Source organism: Pandoraea sp. XY-2, assembly GCF_004193915.1.
GTDB lineage: Bacteria > Pseudomonadota > Gammaproteobacteria > Burkholderiales > Burkholderiaceae > Pandoraea > Pandoraea cepalis.
The window spans coordinates 671,934-688,448 of sequence record NZ_CP030849.1; the positions used below are offsets into that span (position 1 = coordinate 671,934).

At 64.3% G+C, this 16,515-nt stretch carries 16 protein-coding genes and 2 pseudogenes; 8 read left to right on the top strand and 10 right to left on the bottom strand.

All coding sequences use genetic code 11. From position 1 onward, the window contains the following. Positions 1–209: 209 nt before the first annotated feature. Entirely contained in the window at positions 210–1,100 is an 891-nt protein-coding gene (locus DRB87_RS03060) for an AraC family transcriptional regulator (RefSeq protein ID WP_240756269.1), read from the top strand. Here DRB87_RS03060 and DRB87_RS03065 read toward each other — a convergent pair. Then, on the bottom strand, positions 1,097–1,399 hold the full coding sequence (locus tag DRB87_RS03065; RefSeq protein WP_130024822.1) for a type II toxin-antitoxin system RelE/ParE family toxin: 303 nt from the start codon (positions 1,397–1,399) through the stop codon (positions 1,097–1,099). The genes DRB87_RS03060 and DRB87_RS03065 overlap by 4 nt on opposite strands. After that, positions 1,396–1,707, bottom strand: a complete 312-nt coding sequence (locus tag DRB87_RS03070) for a type II toxin-antitoxin system RelB/DinJ family antitoxin (RefSeq protein WP_130024823.1) — start codon at positions 1,705–1,707, stop codon at positions 1,396–1,398. The genes DRB87_RS03065 and DRB87_RS03070 overlap by 4 nt, the downstream gene beginning before the upstream one ends. Before the next feature lie 282 nt (positions 1,708–1,989). Here DRB87_RS03070 and DRB87_RS03075 point away from each other — a divergent pair, with 282 nt between their 5' ends. After that, entirely contained in the window at positions 1,990–2,241 is a 252-nt protein-coding gene (locus DRB87_RS03075; RefSeq protein WP_017232582.1) for an MJ0042-type zinc finger domain-containing protein, read from the top strand. A 24-nt stretch (positions 2,242–2,265) separates the two neighbouring features. Here the strand turns inward: DRB87_RS03075 and DRB87_RS03080 are convergent, their stop codons facing one another. The 6 genes from DRB87_RS03080 to gtdA all read right to left on the bottom strand — a co-directional run bounded on the left by DRB87_RS03080 (position 2,266) and on the right by gtdA (position 8,763). After that, on the bottom strand, positions 2,266–3,195 hold the full coding sequence (locus DRB87_RS03080) for a 2-hydroxyacid dehydrogenase (RefSeq protein ID WP_240756156.1): 930 nt from the start codon (positions 3,193–3,195) through the stop codon (positions 2,266–2,268). Between the two features lie 270 nt (positions 3,196–3,465). Then, positions 3,466–4,809, bottom strand: coding sequence for an aromatic acid/H+ symport family MFS transporter (locus DRB87_RS03085; RefSeq protein ID WP_130024824.1), 1,344 nt, complete (start codon positions 4,807–4,809; stop codon positions 3,466–3,468). A 209-nt stretch (positions 4,810–5,018) separates the two neighbouring features. Continuing rightward, positions 5,019–6,236, bottom strand: coding sequence for a 3-hydroxybenzoate 6-monooxygenase (locus DRB87_RS03090; RefSeq protein ID WP_130024825.1), 1,218 nt, complete (start codon positions 6,234–6,236; stop codon positions 5,019–5,021). A 40-nt stretch (positions 6,237–6,276) separates the two neighbouring features. Then, positions 6,277–6,918 carry a maleylacetoacetate isomerase gene (gene maiA / locus DRB87_RS03095; RefSeq protein ID WP_130024826.1) on the bottom strand — a complete coding sequence of 214 codons (642 nt, stop codon included), beginning with the start codon at positions 6,916–6,918 and terminating at the stop codon, positions 6,277–6,279. Positions 6,919–6,927: 9 nt separating this feature from the next. Next, positions 6,928–7,626, bottom strand: coding sequence for a fumarylacetoacetate hydrolase family protein (locus tag DRB87_RS03100; protein ID WP_130024827.1), 699 nt, complete (start codon positions 7,624–7,626; stop codon positions 6,928–6,930). 99 nt (positions 7,627–7,725) lie between these two features. Beyond that, positions 7,726–8,763 (bottom strand): gentisate 1,2-dioxygenase, encoded by a 1,038-nt coding sequence (gtdA, locus tag DRB87_RS03105; RefSeq protein WP_130024828.1) that lies wholly within the window; start codon positions 8,761–8,763, stop codon positions 7,726–7,728. Between the two features lie 193 nt (positions 8,764–8,956). Here gtdA and DRB87_RS03110 point away from each other — a divergent pair. The 3 genes and pseudogenes from DRB87_RS03110 to DRB87_RS03120 all read left to right on the top strand — a co-directional run bounded on the left by DRB87_RS03110 (position 8,957) and on the right by DRB87_RS03120 (position 11,522). Next, a pseudogene (locus DRB87_RS03110) lies at positions 8,957–9,906 on the top strand (LysR family transcriptional regulator). 73 nt (positions 9,907–9,979) lie between these two features. After that, positions 9,980–10,561, top strand: coding sequence for a Holliday junction branch migration protein RuvA (gene ruvA, locus DRB87_RS03115; protein WP_130024829.1), 582 nt, complete (start codon positions 9,980–9,982; stop codon positions 10,559–10,561). Between the two features lie 53 nt (positions 10,562–10,614). After that, positions 10,615–11,522 (top strand): annotated as a pseudogene (locus DRB87_RS03120) (LysR family transcriptional regulator). A gap of 28 nt (positions 11,523–11,550) precedes the next feature. Here the strand turns inward: DRB87_RS03120 and DRB87_RS03125 are convergent. Together DRB87_RS03125 and DRB87_RS03130 are read right to left on the bottom strand one after the other, a co-directional pair. Continuing rightward, entirely contained in the window at positions 11,551–12,840 is a 1,290-nt protein-coding gene (locus DRB87_RS03125) for an MFS family transporter (protein WP_130024830.1), read from the bottom strand. A gap of 394 nt (positions 12,841–13,234) precedes the next feature. Continuing rightward, on the bottom strand, positions 13,235–14,107 hold the full coding sequence (locus tag DRB87_RS03130; protein ID WP_130024831.1) for a LysR family transcriptional regulator: 873 nt from the start codon (positions 14,105–14,107) through the stop codon (positions 13,235–13,237). Positions 14,108–14,307: 200 nt separating this feature from the next. Here DRB87_RS03130 and DRB87_RS03135 point away from each other — a divergent pair, with 200 nt between their 5' ends. The 3 genes from DRB87_RS03135 to DRB87_RS03145 are packed head-to-tail and all read left to right on the top strand — an operon-like array spanning position 14,308 to position 16,512. Beyond that, positions 14,308–15,168: a transporter substrate-binding domain-containing protein gene (locus DRB87_RS03135; RefSeq protein WP_026131704.1), complete on the top strand. Its 861-nt coding sequence runs from the start codon at positions 14,308–14,310 to the stop codon at positions 15,166–15,168. Between the two features lie 29 nt (positions 15,169–15,197). Then, positions 15,198–15,860 carry an amino acid ABC transporter permease gene (locus DRB87_RS03140; RefSeq protein WP_130027689.1) on the top strand — a complete coding sequence of 221 codons (663 nt, stop codon included), beginning with the start codon at positions 15,198–15,200 and terminating at the stop codon, positions 15,858–15,860. Continuing rightward, positions 15,850–16,512, top strand: coding sequence for an amino acid ABC transporter permease (locus DRB87_RS03145; RefSeq protein WP_130024832.1), 663 nt, complete (start codon positions 15,850–15,852; stop codon positions 16,510–16,512). The genes DRB87_RS03140 and DRB87_RS03145 overlap by 11 nt, the downstream gene beginning before the upstream one ends. The last annotated feature ends 3 nt before the right edge of the window (positions 16,513–16,515 follow it).

The window sequence follows — 16,515 nt, forward strand, 5'->3', positions numbered from 1 at the left end:
TGCACATTTCCTGCCTGATCGTGTGAATCCCGGGTCGGAGGATCGGGCAAGCGATTGTGACGAGGGTATGCTGTGCAGCATTGCGGCCGTGACGTGGGGATCGGTCGCCACTGGAGTGAGGGCATGGTCATGCATTTGGTCAAGACTGAGCCGCGCGAGGCCTCGCCGCGCGGGTTCGAGGGGATCCGTCGCGCGCCGCGCGTACCGAACTGGTGCACTTGCTGGAGCGTGCGGCGCACGGCTTGGAGGGCACGACGCCGACGGCGGTGGAGGGCCTGTTCGTCCATCGGATCCTTCATCCGGGCGGCCCGAAGCCGGCGCTTCAACAACCGGCGTTCGCCGTCATCGCCCAGGGCGAGAAGCGCTTGCGGATCGGCGACGAGGATTACGCGTATGACCCGATGCACTACCTGGTGTCGTCGGTGCATTTGCCGGTGGTGGCGCAAGTGTCGGGGGCGAGCGAGCAATCGCCGTATCTGGGCATGCGCCTCGACCTGGTGGCCGAGGATGTGACGTCGCTCATCGGCGACGAGCATTTGCCGCCGCCGGCGCCTTCAGAGAGTGGGCGTGGCATGTACGTCAATCGGCTGGACGCGGCGTTGCTCGACGCGGTGTTGCGCTTGTTGCGCTTGCTGGACACGCCGCGCGACATTCCGATCCTGGCGCCGATGATCAAGCGAGAGATCGTCTATCGATTGCTGATGAACGGTCAGGGGGTGTTGCTGCGGCAGATGGCGTTGCAGGACAGCCAGATGAATCGCATTGCGCGCGCCGTGCGATGGTTGCGCGAGCATTACGCAAAACCGCTGCGGGTGGAGGCGTTGGCGCAGGAGGTGCACATGAGCGTGTCTTCGCTGCACCACCACTTCAAGCTGGTGACGGCCATGAGTCCGGTGCAGTACCAGAAGCAGTTACGCTTGCAGGAGGCGCGGCGCTTGATCTTCGCGGCGGACATCACCGTGGCGGCGGCAGCGCAGACGGTGGGGTATGAAAGCGCATCGCAGTTCAGCCGTGAATATGCGCGCGTGTTTGGCGAAGCGCCGCTGCGCGACAAACGCCGTTGGTTGCAGGAGGGAGAGGCCGGGGCGCCGAGAAATTAATGTGGCGACGTTGTTCCCGCAGTGTCGGGCCACATTTGCGCGTTATGCAGAATGCGAAGCACGCGCACACGTGTGGGTAGCGGACGATACGCCGCGATGTATGGGGTGCGCGTGACGACGAGTTCGCGCGTGCCGCGCAATCGCCCGAGGCGACCTGCGGCGGGATACCGCAACAACGTGGTGAGTTGTTGGTGAATGCGTGTATCTATCCAGATGGCGGCGTTTGGACTGAATCGCTCGACGTATTCGAAGATATCGCTGCGATCTTGAATCGCGTGTTGGGACCACTCTAATTTCACGGCTTATCTTTTGGGGAGCTGCGTTTGCGTGCGGCGGCACGGCGTGCTACGAAATGGGATTCGACGTCTTCATCCGGAATGGCTGGACGTGTGTCTTCCAGCGCTTCCAGCACCTTTCGCTTGAACCATGCATCGTGAGCGTCAGGATCCGCGACGAAACCAAAAGGTAGCGCACCTTCGTTGGCAATGCGCGTGAGTAAAATCCGAACTACATCGGAGACGGTCAACCCCATCCTGTCGAGGACGTCGGTGGCGCGTTCCTTCAGTTCGGGATCGATGCGGGCTTGCACAAGTGCGCTAGTGGCCATGGTCGGACTCGTTGGCGATTGCAATGTCATTCATTGTATTTCAAATGAATGACAAATGCACCGTGCCACGGCACACTTTCGCCCGATGCCCAGGGGCGTATCGTCAAGCGGGCCGCCGGTTAACGGCGCTGCGCATACCGGCTAAGCGCCCGTCAAATCGGACGAATCCTCCGCGCACAAGAGGATTGATTCCATAGCGAACCCCTCCCGGCTCGCGCCACACTCCGAACCGGCGGGTTGTAAAATCGAGGACGTTGCCGACTTGCCTACAGGAGGCTTGCCATGCTGTCGATCCACACCGGTTTCGTCGTTTGTCCCACCTGTAAAGCCCGCTTCCCCGTCGCGGCGAGCGAGCCGACCGTCCAGGCGATGTACGACTATCTCCATTCGGATGCCGAAGTGAAGTGCCCGACGTGCGAGACGGCCTTCACCACGGGCAGCGCCAACAGCAGCATCGAGTTCGAGCCGGTCAACGACGGCGTCACGCTCTCGCCGTCGCCCGTGCGAAGCATCGACGGGCTCGACAATCACTGACGCCATTCGCCACTCACAGCGGCGTCAACACCGGCTCCCCGCCTGGAAGCGACGCGTATTTTCGAGGAACAGGGCGAGCGTGGCGGCTTCCGCTTCGGGCGAGCGGCCGGCGACGTGCGGACTGAGCACCACATTCTGCAAATCGATCAGTGCCGCAGGCGGTGACGGCTCGCCTTCGTAGACGTCCAACCCGGCACCAGCGATGGTGCCATCGCGCAATGCGTCCGCCAGGGCGGCTGTGTCGACGACGCTGCCACGCCCCAGATTGACGAGAAAGCCATGCTTGCCCAGCGCGCGCAACACCTCGGCATTCACGAGGTGATGGGACTGCGCGCCGCCCGGAGCGGTCACGACGAGGTAGTCTGCCCATTCGGCCAGGGCCAGCACGCTGTCGAAATATTGATAGTGCGCGGGCGCATCGTCGCGACGATTCCGATTCCGGTAGCCGATCTGCATATCGAAGCCCTCACCGCGTTTGGCGAACTGGCGTCCGACCGCCCCCAGCCCCACGATCCCCAGCTTCTTGCCCGACACGCCGGGCTGCATCGGCAGCGCGTCGCGCCACACGCCCTTGCGACAGGCGGCATCGTACGCCGGAATACGACGCACGGCAGCAAGCAGCAGGGCGAAGCCCTGATCCGCTACCGTCGGCGCATTCGCACCGGCACCATTCACGACCACGATATTGCGCGCCCGCATGGCGGCGACGTCCAGATTCTCGTAGCCGGCGCCCAGCGCGCTGACCAACACCACGTTAGGCAGATGCGACAGCTCGGCGGCGCTCAGACCACGCGCGCCGTGGGTCAGCACGAAGCGCGCCCGCTCGCCGTCGGGTCCCCAGCCTTGCAGCGCGGGGTGATAGCTCGGGTGGTAGGCCACATTGAAATGGGCTTGCAGTGCGGACAACTGCTCGGGTTGCAGCGGGATCAGGACCAGCAATGAGGGCAACGACACCTTCAATCTCCACAGGGGAATGGGGGCTCGCGGCGCAGCGTCGCAATGACGCGGGTGCCGAATGGACACCTCGAATTCGCCGCCAGTCGACACTGTATGCCTATCCGCAACGATTTGCGCGATGCAGCACGCCACGCGACTTCTTTGCTGTCGGGACTCCCCGGCCGGAAACGCAAGCGGGCGCCATCGCCCAATGCGAATGGCGCCCGCTCAGGCCCGAGACCCGCGGCGGTGTGCGTTGCGTATGCCTTGTTGCGCGGGCCGAAACGCTTAGGCCGTGGCTTGCACCGCGCGCGCGGCCTGATGGTGACGCAGGCGACCCAGCGTGAGCATCGTCAGACCGGCGAGCACGGCCGGCACGCCGATGGCGGCGAAGAGGGCCGGCATCGACCATCCCATGGCGAGCATCGACGCGCCGCCGACCGAGCCGACCACCGACCCCAGTCGCCCGACGCCGTTGGCCCAGCTCACGCCCGTGGCGCGGCAGTCGGTGGGGTAAAACCCGGCGGACAGCGCATTCGCGCCGACCTGACCGCCCGACACGCAGAACCCGGCCCAGAACACGGCTACCGAGGCGAGCACGGGCGAGCTGGCGACAGGGCCGACAGCGGCGACACATACGCCCGCAAGCACGTAGGCCGCGGCAAGCACGTAGTGTGGGTTGACGCGGTCCATCAACCAGCCGAGCACGATGGCACCGAGCGTGCCGCCCACCTGGAACATCGAGGTGACGATGGCGGCGTTGCGCAGCGTCAGGCCGTTGGTGCGAAGTAGCGTGGGCAACCAGCTCGAGAGCAGATAGATCACGAGCAGGCTCATGAAGAACGTGCCCCAGAAAAGCAGCGTGCCGCGCAGCAATTCGGGTTTGAACAGATGCTTCACCGGCGATGCGGTCGACGGCTTCGTCGCGACATTGAACGTCGCGCCGCGCAGGTCTTCGTGCGGCGCAATGCGTTGCAACGATGCCGCGATGCGCTCCGGCGACTTGCCCGCCATCACGAGATAGCGCACCGACTCGGGCAGCGCGCGCATCAGGACCGCACCGAGCACGAGCGGCATGACGCCGCCTACGATCAGCACGGCGCGCCAACCGAAGGCATCGATCAACCCGGCCGACGCGAGACCGCCCAGCGCCGAGCCGAGCGTGAAGCCGCAGAACATGGTCGTCACGAGGAACGAGCGGCGCGACTCAGGGCAGTACTCCGACGTCAGCGTGATCGCGTTTGGCATGGCGCCGCCGAGGCCGAGGCCCGTCAGAAAGCGCAACGCGATCAGTTGCCACAGTTCCATCGACCCTGCGGACGCGAGACTCGCCAAACCGAAGAACACCACGGAGAAGATGAGAATGGTCTTGCGGCCAAACTTGTCGGCGAGCGGCCCGAACAGGAATGCGCCGGCCATCAGGCCCGCGAGCCCGGCGCCGAAAAGGGGCGCGAGCAACGCCGGGGTGAGCGACCATTCGGTGCGAATGGCAGGGGCGATGAAGCCGATGGCGGCCGTGTCGAAACCGTCGATGGCGACGATCAGGAAGCACAGCACGACGATCATCACCTGGAACGGCGAAATGCGATGGCGGTCGATGAACGCCGTCACGTTGATGGGGGTGGCTGGCATGGGTTGTCTCCTCAGGGTTGCCAGAAGCGGCGCGGCAAGTCGGCCGTCGTCGCCGAAACGTGTTGCAGTGATTGTTGTTATGGGTGCTGCCAAGCGCTCGCGTCGCGAGACGCGAGGCGAGAGGGTGCCGCGCGACCGTGTTGGTCCGTCGCGCGGCGGGATGCCCGGATGCCGGGCAGTGAGTCGTGGGGGCGGTGCGTGGTCGGGGCTTAGGCGTCAGCCAGCCACGGCGTTTGCGACAGGCAGTTCTCGGCGCGCCAGCCGTGCAGCCATTGCAGAGCGTCGTAGAACTGCGTTTGCGTGCGGCCCGTCCACAGCGAGTTGCGCACCCAGCGATCCACCCCCTTGGCGTGGTAGACCCGGCCCATGTCGCGTGCGCCGTAAAGCACGCGGGCGGTGCGGGGAATGCGGGCGTGCTCGTAGCGGCGGAAGGCGTCGACGAAATCGCCGTTCGCCGCCGCATACGCGGCACCGAGCGTGACGGCGTCTTCGAGCGCCTGGCAGGCGCCTTGCGCGATGTACTGCGTCATCGGGTGGGCGGCGTCGCCCAGGATCGTGGCGCGGCCGAAGCTCCACTGCGCGACCGGGTCGCGGTCGGCGGTGGCCCAGCGTCGCCACGAGGTCGGACGGTCGAGCATCTGGTGCGGCAGCGCATCGATGCCTTCGAAGTACGACAGCACTTCTTCCTTGCTGCCGTCGCGTACGCCCCAGACTTCCTGCTCGCGGCTGTGGAACGTGACCACGAGGTTGTATTGCGTGCCGCCGCGCAACGGGTAATGCACGAGGTGGCAGTTCGGTCCTGCCCAGACGACCGGCGCGTTGACCTGCAAGTCCTTCGGCATGTTCTCGACGTCGACGACCGCGCGATACACCACGTGACCGGTCACGCGCGGTTCGTCGCCGATCAGCACGGCGCGCACGGCGGACTTCACGCCGTCGCAGCCGATCACGGCGTCGGCCGTATGGCGCTCGCCATGCTGGTCGGTGACGGTGACGTGCTTGTCGTCCTGCGCCAGCGAGACGACACGCGTCGCGGTGCGGAACTGAATCAGGGGATTGCGCTGTACCGCTTCGAGAATCGACAGATGGATGTCGGCGCGGTGGATCACGGCGTACGGATTGCCGAAGCGCTCGCGATACGGCGCGCCAACGTCGACTTGCGCGATGATGCTGCGGTCGATGGCGTCGCGCAGGGTGATGTGGTCGGTGAAGACCGAACGACCGCGCGCCGCTTCGCCAACGCCGAGGGCGTCGAGTGCCGCGAACGCATTGGCGGCGAGCTGAATGCCCGCGCCGATCTCGCCGATGGTCTCGGCCTGCTCCAGCAGTTCGATTTGCACGCCCTGATTGGCGAGCGCGAGTGCAGCCGCCAGGCCGCCGATGCCACCGCCAACGACCAGCGCTTTGGGTTGAGAGGTTTGACTCATGGTTGTCTCCTTCGGCCTGTCCAGCCGTTCTGGATGGAAATCAGGCCGTGTAATCCGGCTGACGATCGGGCGCTGCCGCGAGGAAGGCCGGATGTGTCTGCGCCTGCGCGTAGACCGCCATCGCTCGCGGATACGCCGACAAATCGCAACCCATGCGCCGGGCATTGGCGATTTGCGGAATCAGGCAGACGTCGGCGAGCGTCGGTGCATCGCCGAAGCACCATGCGCCGTGCCCATGCTTGCCGAGCAATCGCTCCGCGCCTGCCATGCCCTCGTCGACCCAGTGGCGGTACCACGCATTCTTCTGCTCGACACTGAGGCCCAGCGGGCCTTGCAGATACTTCAGAATGCGCAGGTTGTTCACCGGGTGCATGTCGCAACTGACGAGCATCGCCAATTCGAGCACGCGGGCGCGTGCCTCGATGTCCTGCGGCACCAGACGCGGCTCGGGATACTTCGTGTCGAGATAGTCGAGGATGGCGAGCGACTGGCCGAGCGCGATCTCGCCGTCGACGAGCGCGGGTACGCTGGCCGATGGATTGACCTCGTCGACATACGCGCCGGCGCGATGCTCGCCGGCGCGGATATTCACCGGAATGGTGTCGAATTCCAGCCCCTTGAGCGCGAGCGCAATGCGTACGCGATACGACGTCGAGCTGTTGAAGAAGCTATAGAGCTGCATGGCGATGCCTCAGACCACGCGCACGGTGATCTCGCCGAGCCCTTCCACGGCGGTGACCATCGTCTGCCCGGCCTTGACCGGGCCCACGCCTTCGGGCGTGCCGGTGTAGATCAGATCGCCCGGCTCGAGACGGAAGAATTGCGACAGGTACGAGACCGTTTCGGCCACCGACCAGATCAGATGCGTGATGTCGCTCTTCTGCTTTTGCACGCCGTCGACCGTCAGCGAAATCGCGGCTTTCTCTATATGACCGACGCTCGACACCGGGTGAATCGGGCCGATCGGGGCCGAGGCATCGAACGCCTTGCCGATTTCCCACGGACGGCCCATTTCGCGCATCTTCATCTGCAGATCGCGGCGCGTCATGTCGAGACCCACGGCGTAACCCCAGACATGGTCGAGCGCCTGCTCGAGCGGAATATCCGAACCCGCCTTGCCAATCACGGCGACCAGCTCGGCTTCGTAGTGGTAGTTGGTCGTTTGCGCGGGATACTTCAGCGTCAGCGTTTCGCCGTAGGCCACCGGCAGCACGGCATCGGCCGGCTTGCAGAAGAAGAACGGCGGTTCGCGGTCTGGATCGAAGCCCATTTCGCGGGCGTGCGCGGCGTAGTTGCGGCCTACGCAGTACACGCGGCGCACGGCGAACTGGTCGGCGCTGCCGACAACGGGAATGGCAACGGTAGCGGGCGGAGCGAAGACGAAGGACATAGGGTTTGACTCAACGAATAAAGGATAGGGCAGAGGCTGTGCGCGCCGCTCATGCGGGTGTTCTGCGCGCGGGGCCGACAAGTGAGCGTTGGGGCGGCCTCAGGCGCGCGACTCTCGCAGCAGGTTCAGGGCGGCGAGCACGGGGCGATCCGAATAACTGAACAACACGGCGTCTTCAAGCGCGGCGAGCTGCACCGGCGCCCACGAAGGCACGACGAAGTGATCGCGCGGCTCGAACTGGAAGACCTCGTCGCCAATGCGCACCGTGCCGCGACCCTCGACCACCGAGAAGACCGTTGCATCGGTGCTGCGATAGGTCTTGCCCTGGAAGCCGGCGGGCAGGTATTGCATGAACGTCGCCATGGTCGGCATCGGCCAGCCGCCGGTCGCCGGATTCACATAGCGCAGCTTGATGCCGTCCCACGGATCGAGTTCGCCGTTGCGGTACAGCGTGTCGAGCGCCTCGCGTGAGCGGTCGTACGGATAGCTGAAGATCGGCGAGGTCGGATCGCTGACCTTGTGATGCACCGGCAGCATGTTGTGGCCGTAACGCGCGAAGCTGTCGCCTTCGGGGCGCTGCACCGGCTGTTGCGACTCGGGGTAGTTCTCGGCAAAGCCCGCATCGAAGTACTGCACGAGCGGAATGTCGAGGCCGTCGAGCCACACGACCGGCTCGCCGTCCGCCGGGTTGCCGTGGTCATGCCACGTCCACGACGGCGTGATGATGAAGTCGCCGGGGTGCATCGTGGTGCGCTCGCCGTTCACGGCCGTCCACGCACCGCGGCCTTCCACGATGAAGCGCAGGGCCGATTGCGTATGGCGATGGCTCGGTGCGATCTCGCCCGGCAGAATGAGTTGTAGCCCGGCGTAAAGCGAACCGGTAATGCTCGACGAGCCCGGCGTTCCCGGGTTCTGCAAGACCAGCACGCGACGCACGGCCTCTGCGGCGCTGATGACGCGTCCCGCTTCCATCACGAGTGGGCGCACTTCGTTGTACTTCCAGATGGCGGGCACCACGCGCGGGCGCGGCTGCGGGGGGACGAGACTGTGCAGCGATTCCCACAGCGGGGCCATGTGGTTGTGCCCGATGTGTTCGTAATAGGCAGCGCGATCGGCGCTGGGGGCGCGTTCGGACATGCGTGTCTCCGTGTCGATATGGGGCCCGGTCAACTCGTCTGACAAGCTCGGCCGACGAGGGCTTGCGGGTCTATGAGTAGCGTTATACTCGGCGAGACATATTCTTTGAAATGAATAAATCATCGGATCCATACGAAAAATAGTATGGATTGGGTGGTTTTGGGGACGCCCCGAGGGGGCCCGGAGACTTCGTATGGACTGGACCCATCGACTGCGTCTGCGCAATCTGCAAATGCTGCTGACCCTTGCGGAGACCGGCAACATGAGCCAGTCCGCGACATTGCTCAACACGACGCAACCCGGTTTGTCGAAGTGGCTCAAGGATTTGGAGGAGGACATTGGCCTGCCGCTGTTCGAGCGTCAGGCGCGGGGATTGCGTCCGACGGCCTACGGGGAATCCCTGATCCAGCACGCGCGGCGAATCGAGGCGCAGCTCGACACGGCGCGCGACGATCTCGATGCCATGCGCGAGGGCGGCAGCGGGTTGGTGGCCATCGGCACGTCGGGGCATCGTCGGCGGACACGGTGCCGCTCGCGATGTTGTTGCTCCTGCAGCGCATGCCCCGCGTGCAGGCCCGCGTGATCGAGAACACGATGGACCGGCTGATGAATCAGCTCGCGCACAGCGAGATCGATATCGTCGTTGGGCGCTCGGCCCCCGAACTGCAGGACCGCAACGTTCGCGCCGAGGCGCTATATCTGGAGCCGCTGCATTTCGTTGCGCGCGCGCGCCATCCGGTCTTTTCGCTGGACATGGTCGACTGGCCCGATATGCAGCGTTACCGCTGGGTGGTCTGGCCGCGTGGCACACCGATCCGCAACGCGCTGGAGGCGGCGCTCGCGGAGGCCGGTTATCCGTTGCCGAACGACACCATCGAGTCGAACTCCACGATCCTCAATCTCACGTTGCTCAATAACAGCGACATGATCGGCCTGGCGTCGCACCGCACGGCGAGCCGCTTGCAGGCGCTCGGCGCGTTGCGGATCGTGCCGCTGCGGCTGGCGGGGTTTGGGGCGATCTCGATGTACTGGCGCGACGACGGCGCGAATCGGGCCGCGGTGGCGGCGACGCTCGAGTGTTTGCGCAGCGCGGCAAGACGCTCGACGGGCGACGCGGTCGCGGGCATTGAAGGCGACGGATGAGCTTGCCGAGTCCGTTGCCGAGCTGGCGGCTGCTACACTTGCCGCCTGTCGAAGTCACTCTCCCGAGGCGTCAATGATTGGCCGCATCTCCGGCACGTTGCTGGAAAAGAATCCGCCGCACATCCTGGTCGATTGCCAGGGCGTAGGCTATGAAATCTCGGTGCCGATGAGCACCTTCTTCAACCTGCCGAATCTCGGCGAACGCGTGACGCTGCTCACCCAGTTCATTGTGCGCGAAGACGCCCAACTGCTCTTCGGCTTCGGCTCGCCTGACGAGCGCAATACCTTTCGCGAACTGCTCAAGATCTCCGGCGTGGGCGCACGCACGGCACTTGCGATTCTTTCGGGCATGAGCGTCGCGGACATCGCGCAGGCCGTCACGCTGCAGGAGTCGGGACGTCTGACGAAGATCCCCGGCATCGGCAAGAAGACGGCCGAGCGTCTGCTGCTCGAACTCAAGGGCAAGCTCGGCGCGCAACTGGGCACGGTGCCCGGCGCGGCCACGCCGCACGATCACAAGAGCGATGTGGTCAACGCCTTGCTCGCGCTGGGCTACTCCGACAAGGAAGCGCTCGCCGCCGTCAAGAGCGTGCCCGACGGCACAAGTGTGTCCGACGGCATCAAGCACGCGCTCAAGTCGCTCTCCAAGGCCTGAGCGCAACACGAATCGGCCTCGTCGAGGCCGCGGGGACGCCGTGAGGAGACGGTATGCAACTGCGATGGCTTGAAGACTTCGTCGAACTGGCACGCACGCGCAGTTTCACGCGAGCGGCGGAAAACCGTTTCGTCACGCACCCGGCATTCGGGCGACGCATCCGCGCCTTGGAAGAGTGGGTGGGCACACAACTGGTCGAGCGGAGCAAACCGCTTGAACTGACCGCTGCCGGCACCGTTTTTCTCGATGCGGCCACCAATGCGCTCGACATTCTTCACGGCGCGCGCACGCAGTTGCAGGACGCCGCGCCCACGCTCGAAAACAATCTGAAGATCGCCACGGGCCGCACCCTGGCGGCGACATTTTTCCCGGATTGGTACGACGAGGCGGTCTCGCGCATCGGCTTCTTTACCGCGACGCTGTCCACGGGGGCGCCGAGGAGGCCATTCTGCGGCTCGCGGCCGGTGAGGTCGATCTGCTCATCGTATATTCGAGCGCGCACACGCGTCTGCTGATCGATCAGGAGCGTTACGACTGGTTGAGTGTCGCGCGTGAAGTGCTGGTGCCGGTGAGTGCGCTCGACGCCAAGGGGCGCGCCTCCTATCGGCTTGCCGCCGGGCCGTCGCCGATTCCCTGGCTGGCGTTCTCCCGCACACTGACGTTGCGGGCCGTGCTGGCCCGCCATCTTGCCGAGATGGCAAACCGTCCCACGCTCAAGCCGGTGTATCAGGCCGATTCGTACGAAGCGATTCTGGCGATGGCGCGACGCGGTGCCGGTATCGCGTGGTTGCCGCAACGCCTGGTGGCCGACGACATTGCGCGCGGCACGCTCGCGATCGTGGGTGGCAAGGAATGGCAGATCGGCTTCGATATTGCGCTCTACCGGCGGCGGCACCAACCGCACCCGGTGCTCGACGCAATCTGGCAGAGCGCTCGTCAGGCCTCGGGGGACGACGCCTGAACTGCGCGCCAACCCCCGACGTGACCGATCAGTGCTCGTGCTGCAGGTACTTCGCCTGACGCGGCAGGCGCAGGCTGACGAGGAACGCCAGCACCATCATGCCGGTCACGTACCAGTAGAACGTGGGTTCCATGCCGGCCTTCTTGAGGCCGAGCGCCACATATTCGGCCGAACCGCCGAAGATGGCATTGGCCACGGCGTAGGCCAGACCCACGCCGAGCGCACGCACTTCGATCGGGAACATCTCGGCCTTCACGATGCCGCTGATCGACGTGTAGAAGCTGACGATGGCGAGCGCCAGGCATATCAGCACAAACGCCGCGGTCGGGCTTTGCACCGTCTTGAGCGTCGTGAGGATGGGTACCGTGGCAATGGCGCCGAGCGCGCTGAAGAGCAGCATGTTGGTGCGACGGCCGATCTTGTCCGACAGCATGCCGAAGATCGGCTGCATGCACATGTAGACGAACAGGCAGCCCGTCATGATGTAGCTCGCCGTCTTGATCGGCATGCCGGCCGTGTTCACCAGATACTTCTGCATGTACGTGGTGAAGGTGTAGAAGATCAGCGAGCCGCCGGCCGTGTAGCCGAGCACCGTGAAAAACGCAGCCTTGTGATGGCGGAACAAACCTGTGATCGAACCGGCCTCGCTGCTGTTGCGGCTCGCGCGCGTCGACGTTTCGTGCAACGTGCGACGCAGCAGCAGGGCAACGACGGCGGTGATCGCGCCGACCACGAACGGAATGCGCCAGCCCCAGGCCTTGAGTTCGGCCTCGCTGAGCAATTGCTGGAGAATCACGACCACGAGCACGGCAAGCAGCTGACCGCCGATGAGCGTCACGTACTGGAACGACGAGAAGAAGCCGCGACGGCCCTTGAGCGCCACTTCACTCATGTACGTCGCCGTCGTGCCGTATTCGCCACCCACCGACAGACCTTGCAGCAGTCGCGCCAGCAACAGCAATGCCGGCGCCCAGTTGCCGATGCTGGCGTGCGTCGGGAGCGCGGCGATCATCAGCGAACCGAAGCACATCATCATCACCGAGATGACCATCGAGTTCTTGCGGCCATTGCGATCGGCGATGCGGCCGAAGACCCAACCGCCGATGGGGCGCATCAGGAAGCCTGCGGCAAACACGCCCGCGGTGTTGAGCAACTGTGCGGTGGGATTGGCACTCGGGAAGAATGCCGGCGCGAAATAAATCGCGCAGAACGCATAAATATAGAAGTCGAACCACTCGACCAGATTCCCGGAAGATGCCGCGACAATCGCGAAAACGCGCTTGCGGATTTCTTCCTGCGTGGGCGGTTTGGTGGCCATGGCGGCGTCGGTAGTAGCTGTGTCTCTCATTTCTACGGGCGATGGTGACATCGCATTAATAACTACGTTTGCAACATGACGCTGATGCGCTCGCCTCACAGGGATCACCTGTCCGGAGGCACAACCCGGCATCGCGTCCCGGGGGCGGGCCAACTATAGCGGGTGTGGGCATGCGCAGACAATGCCTGAGTGCTGAATCGATTATTGTGAATATCGAAACAATCGCCTGGATTGTTGCGTTGCAGCATGGTGATCGCGCCCGTCGGACGGCGATTTGCGGGCAGGTTACGGGCGTTTTGATGGGCGGGACGACGCGCGGAAAATCGAGAAAATTTATTTCTGATGGCTTGTGCACCGCATCGGCTAGCGCGCCGCGCGGCCGAACCCTCACGCCTCATTCGCGCGGGTGACACTGCGCCAGCAGATCGAGAAACAGCTCCAGCGCGCGAGTCCTGGGCCGCGAGGCCTCGGTGATGGCGCTGATGGCATTCTCATACTCAGGGCCTGTCGGAACCTGCACCAACGCGTGGCGCTTACCAAACAACGCGGCGTAATACTGCGGCAACAGTCCGACGTAATGCCCGGAGAGGACCAGCATGGCGACGGCCTCCAGTCCTGACGCCGTTGGCCCTCGCGTGAGTCCGAGAGAATTGAGCGCTTCATGGACAAACGGCTGGCTCCGGTAGACGAGGGGGAGCGTCGACGCGTCCTTGATCCGATGCCGTGCAACGTATAGGCGGTGACGCTCGATAAACAGCGGCTGGTAGTGAAACCCGGCTTCGCGACGATACATCCCGCGAATTGCGATCTGTACCCGGCGCTCGCGCAACGCGAGGTCGAGCTCGTTGAACGTCATGACCGTGAGTTCGACCTTCACGTCGGGCGCCTGCGCCTTGAGCGCGGCAAGCGCCTCGGGTATGTGACAGCCGATGTCGGACACGACGTGCTCGACCATGCCGATGGACAACGTGCCCGAGAGCACACCGCGCACCGCATCGATTTCGGGACGTATGCGCTCCAGCGACTTCAGCGCGTCACGGGCAAGGTCCAGCGCGACCTTGCCCGCGTGCGTGAGAACAAATCCGGACGGTCCACGCTCGCACAAACGAGTGCCCAAGGTTTCCTCGACCTCGCGAATGTGCCGGCTGATCGACGCCTTCGACATGTTCAGTTGCTTCTCCGCCGCCGCAAAGCCGCTGGCCTGAGCGACTGCACAGAAGATGCGCAACGAACGCAGATCTCGCTCACTGAAGTCACGAGTTGCCACTGCTCCACTCCCGGAAATAGCGCCATATCCGCTGCGGATGGCGCGTGTCAGAAGGTTTCATTTTTTGGAACCATACCAATAAAAAAATCATTTTTCATGATCTTTTTGCCCGCATACATTGGATTTCACTCGCACCGGGCCGGACCCGACCGAGCCGATGCGCCAGCGCAATCCCCTACCCACACCCCGCGAGGCAAGCGATGAAGACCTGGTCCAGACGATCCTTTGTAAAGGCGACGCTCGCATCGAGCGCCGCATTGGCCCTGCCGGCCCTGCCGACGATGGCGTATGCCGAAGGCGGCACCCTGGCCGACATCAAGAAGCGCGGCAAGCTGACGGTCGGCACCGAGGCGGCCTACGAGCCGTTCGAGTTCGTGGAAAACGGTCAGGTGGTTGGATATGGGCACGATGTGCTTGAACTGATGGCGGCAAAGCTCGGCGTGAAGCTCGAGCAGATGAACCTGCCGTTCCAGGGCTTGCTGCCAGGCCTGATGTCGCACAAGTTCGACTTTGTCGCCACCAGTGTTGGCATTACGCCGGAGCGCGCCAAGCGCTTCGCCTTCAGCCAGCCGGTCGGCGTGGTGCGTTCGGTTCTGATGGTGCGCGCCGACGACGTAGCGATCAAGCAGGACATGGACATCGCCGGGAAGACCATCGGTACCCAGATGGGGTCGTCTTCGCAGCCGGTGGCCGACGAATTCGAGAAGGAACTGAAGGAAAAGACCGGCAAGGGATACGCCGGCACGCGCCTGTTCCAGGCCTATCCGGATGTGTCGAACGCGCTCGCGAACAAGACGATCGACGTGGCGCTGATGCCGTCCAATATCGCCGCCGTCCAGATGCGCAAGCAGCCCAACGTGTTCCGCATTGCCGGGACCATCGGCCAGCCGAAGCTGCTGGCATGGGTCGCCAATCCCAACGATCTGGAGATCCGCAAGTTCATCAACGATTCGCTCGATGAATTCCGCGCGAACGGCAAGCTCGCCGCCTTGCAGAAAAAGTGGTTCGGCGCGTCGATGGACACGCCGCACGCGAACTACCTGCCGCAAGGTGCCATTTGACGCCCGCGACCACCGTCGGCGGGCTTGACATGGGCGGCGTGATCGCACCGTTTCTCGAAGGTGTCGTCTCGGGAACGGCGATCACGCTGGCCGCGTCGGCCGTCGCCTTCGCCATCGGTCTGGCGCTCGGTGTCGTGCTGCTGCTCGCCCGCATCTCGCCGCTCGCGCCATTGCGCTCGCTCGTCGTGCTGTGGGTGAGCCTGATTCGCGGCACGCCGGCGCTGATTCACATGCTGATCGCGTACTACATGGTGCCGGCGCTGTTCGACATCTCGATCTCGCCCATCGTCGCCGGAATTGCTGCGCTGGCCTGTAACACGAGCGCTTATATCGTCGAGATCCTGCGCGGTGCGCTCGGCACGATCTCGCGTGGGCAACGCGCCGCCGCCTACGCCATGGGCATGCGCGTCTCGCAGGTCTGGCGGCACGTACTCCTGCCACAGGTGATCTATCGCGCCATTCCGCCGCTTACCAGCGAGTTCACGATCCTGCTCAAGGCGTCGTCGCTGATGTCGATCATCGCCGTGCCGGAACTGGCGACAGTCGCCCGCAATGCCACGCTGCAGACCGACCTGCCATTACAGGTGTTCGCGATCACCGCCGCCGTGTACTTCGTCCTTCTGTTCTGCATTTCGGCCGCCTCGCGTCTGTGCGAGCGCCGCGTTTCCAGGATGTTGCCCCATGGCCATTGATGTCTCCATCGTCAGGGAAGCGATTCCCGTGCTGCTCGAAGGCCTGCGCGTCACGGCACTGGTCAGCGTCATCGGCATTCCGCTCGGCGTGGCGATCGGCATCGTCGCCGCCTATGCGGCGCAGTCGCGCACGGTCTTGCGACCTGTCGCGCTGGGCTACGTGGAGCTGGTGCGCAACATCCCGTATCTGATCCTCGTTTATCTGTCGTTTTTCGGCTTGCCCAAGCTCGGCGTCGGTGCATCGGCCATGACCGTCGCGGTGGGGTGCACGGCGTTCTACACGGGCGGCTACTTCTGCGAGATCTTGCGCGCGGCACTGCGCAGCGTCGCCCGCGGACAAACGCATGCCGCGCTCTCGCTCGGCATGAGCTATTGGCAGACGCAACGGCACATCATCGCACCGCAGCTCTTCGGCTTCCTGATTCCGCCGACGACGAGCCTCGTGATCATGATGTTCAAGGACTCGGCCATCTTTTCGGTCATGAGCCTGCCGGAGATGACCTATCAGAGCAATCTGCTCACGGCCAACACATTCGCCTACGTTGAAGTGCTTGGCACGACAGCGTTGATCTACTGGGTCAGCAGCGTGTTGCTGGCCAGCGTGGGGCGACGACTGGAAACCGTTGTCGGGCGACGTACCCGGCACGCCTGACGC

Excerpts from the sequence above, each read along its gene's own strand:
- DRB87_RS03100 (WP_130024827.1), bottom strand. The coding sequence starts at position 7,626 with ATGTCCTTCGTCTTCGCTCCGCCCGCTACCGTTGCCATTCCCGTTGTC.
- DRB87_RS03090 (WP_130024825.1), bottom strand. The coding sequence starts at position 6,236 with ATGAGTCAAACCTCTCAACCCAAAGCGCTGGTCGTTGGCGGTGGCATC.
- DRB87_RS03135 (WP_026131704.1), top strand. The coding sequence starts at position 14,308 with ATGAAGACCTGGTCCAGACGATCCTTTGTAAAGGCGACGCTCGCATCG.
- DRB87_RS03070 (WP_130024823.1), bottom strand. The coding sequence starts at position 1,707 with ATGGCCACTAGCGCACTTGTGCAAGCCCGCATCGATCCCGAACTGAAG.
- DRB87_RS03085 (WP_130024824.1), bottom strand. The coding sequence starts at position 4,809 with ATGCCAGCCACCCCCATCAACGTGACGGCGTTCATCGACCGCCATCGC.
- DRB87_RS03145 (WP_130024832.1), top strand. The coding sequence starts at position 15,850 with ATGGCCATTGATGTCTCCATCGTCAGGGAAGCGATTCCCGTGCTGCTC.
- maiA (WP_130024826.1), bottom strand. The coding sequence starts at position 6,918 with ATGCAGCTCTATAGCTTCTTCAACAGCTCGACGTCGTATCGCGTACGC.
- DRB87_RS03140 (WP_130027689.1), top strand. The coding sequence starts at position 15,198 with ATGGGCGGCGTGATCGCACCGTTTCTCGAAGGTGTCGTCTCGGGAACG.
- DRB87_RS03125 (WP_130024830.1), bottom strand. The coding sequence starts at position 12,840 with ATGGCCACCAAACCGCCCACGCAGGAAGAAATCCGCAAGCGCGTTTTC.
- gtdA (WP_130024828.1), bottom strand. The coding sequence starts at position 8,763 with ATGTCCGAACGCGCCCCCAGCGCCGATCGCGCTGCCTATTACGAACAC.
- DRB87_RS03075 (WP_017232582.1), top strand. The coding sequence starts at position 1,990 with ATGCTGTCGATCCACACCGGTTTCGTCGTTTGTCCCACCTGTAAAGCC.
- ruvA (WP_130024829.1), top strand. The coding sequence starts at position 9,980 with ATGATTGGCCGCATCTCCGGCACGTTGCTGGAAAAGAATCCGCCGCAC.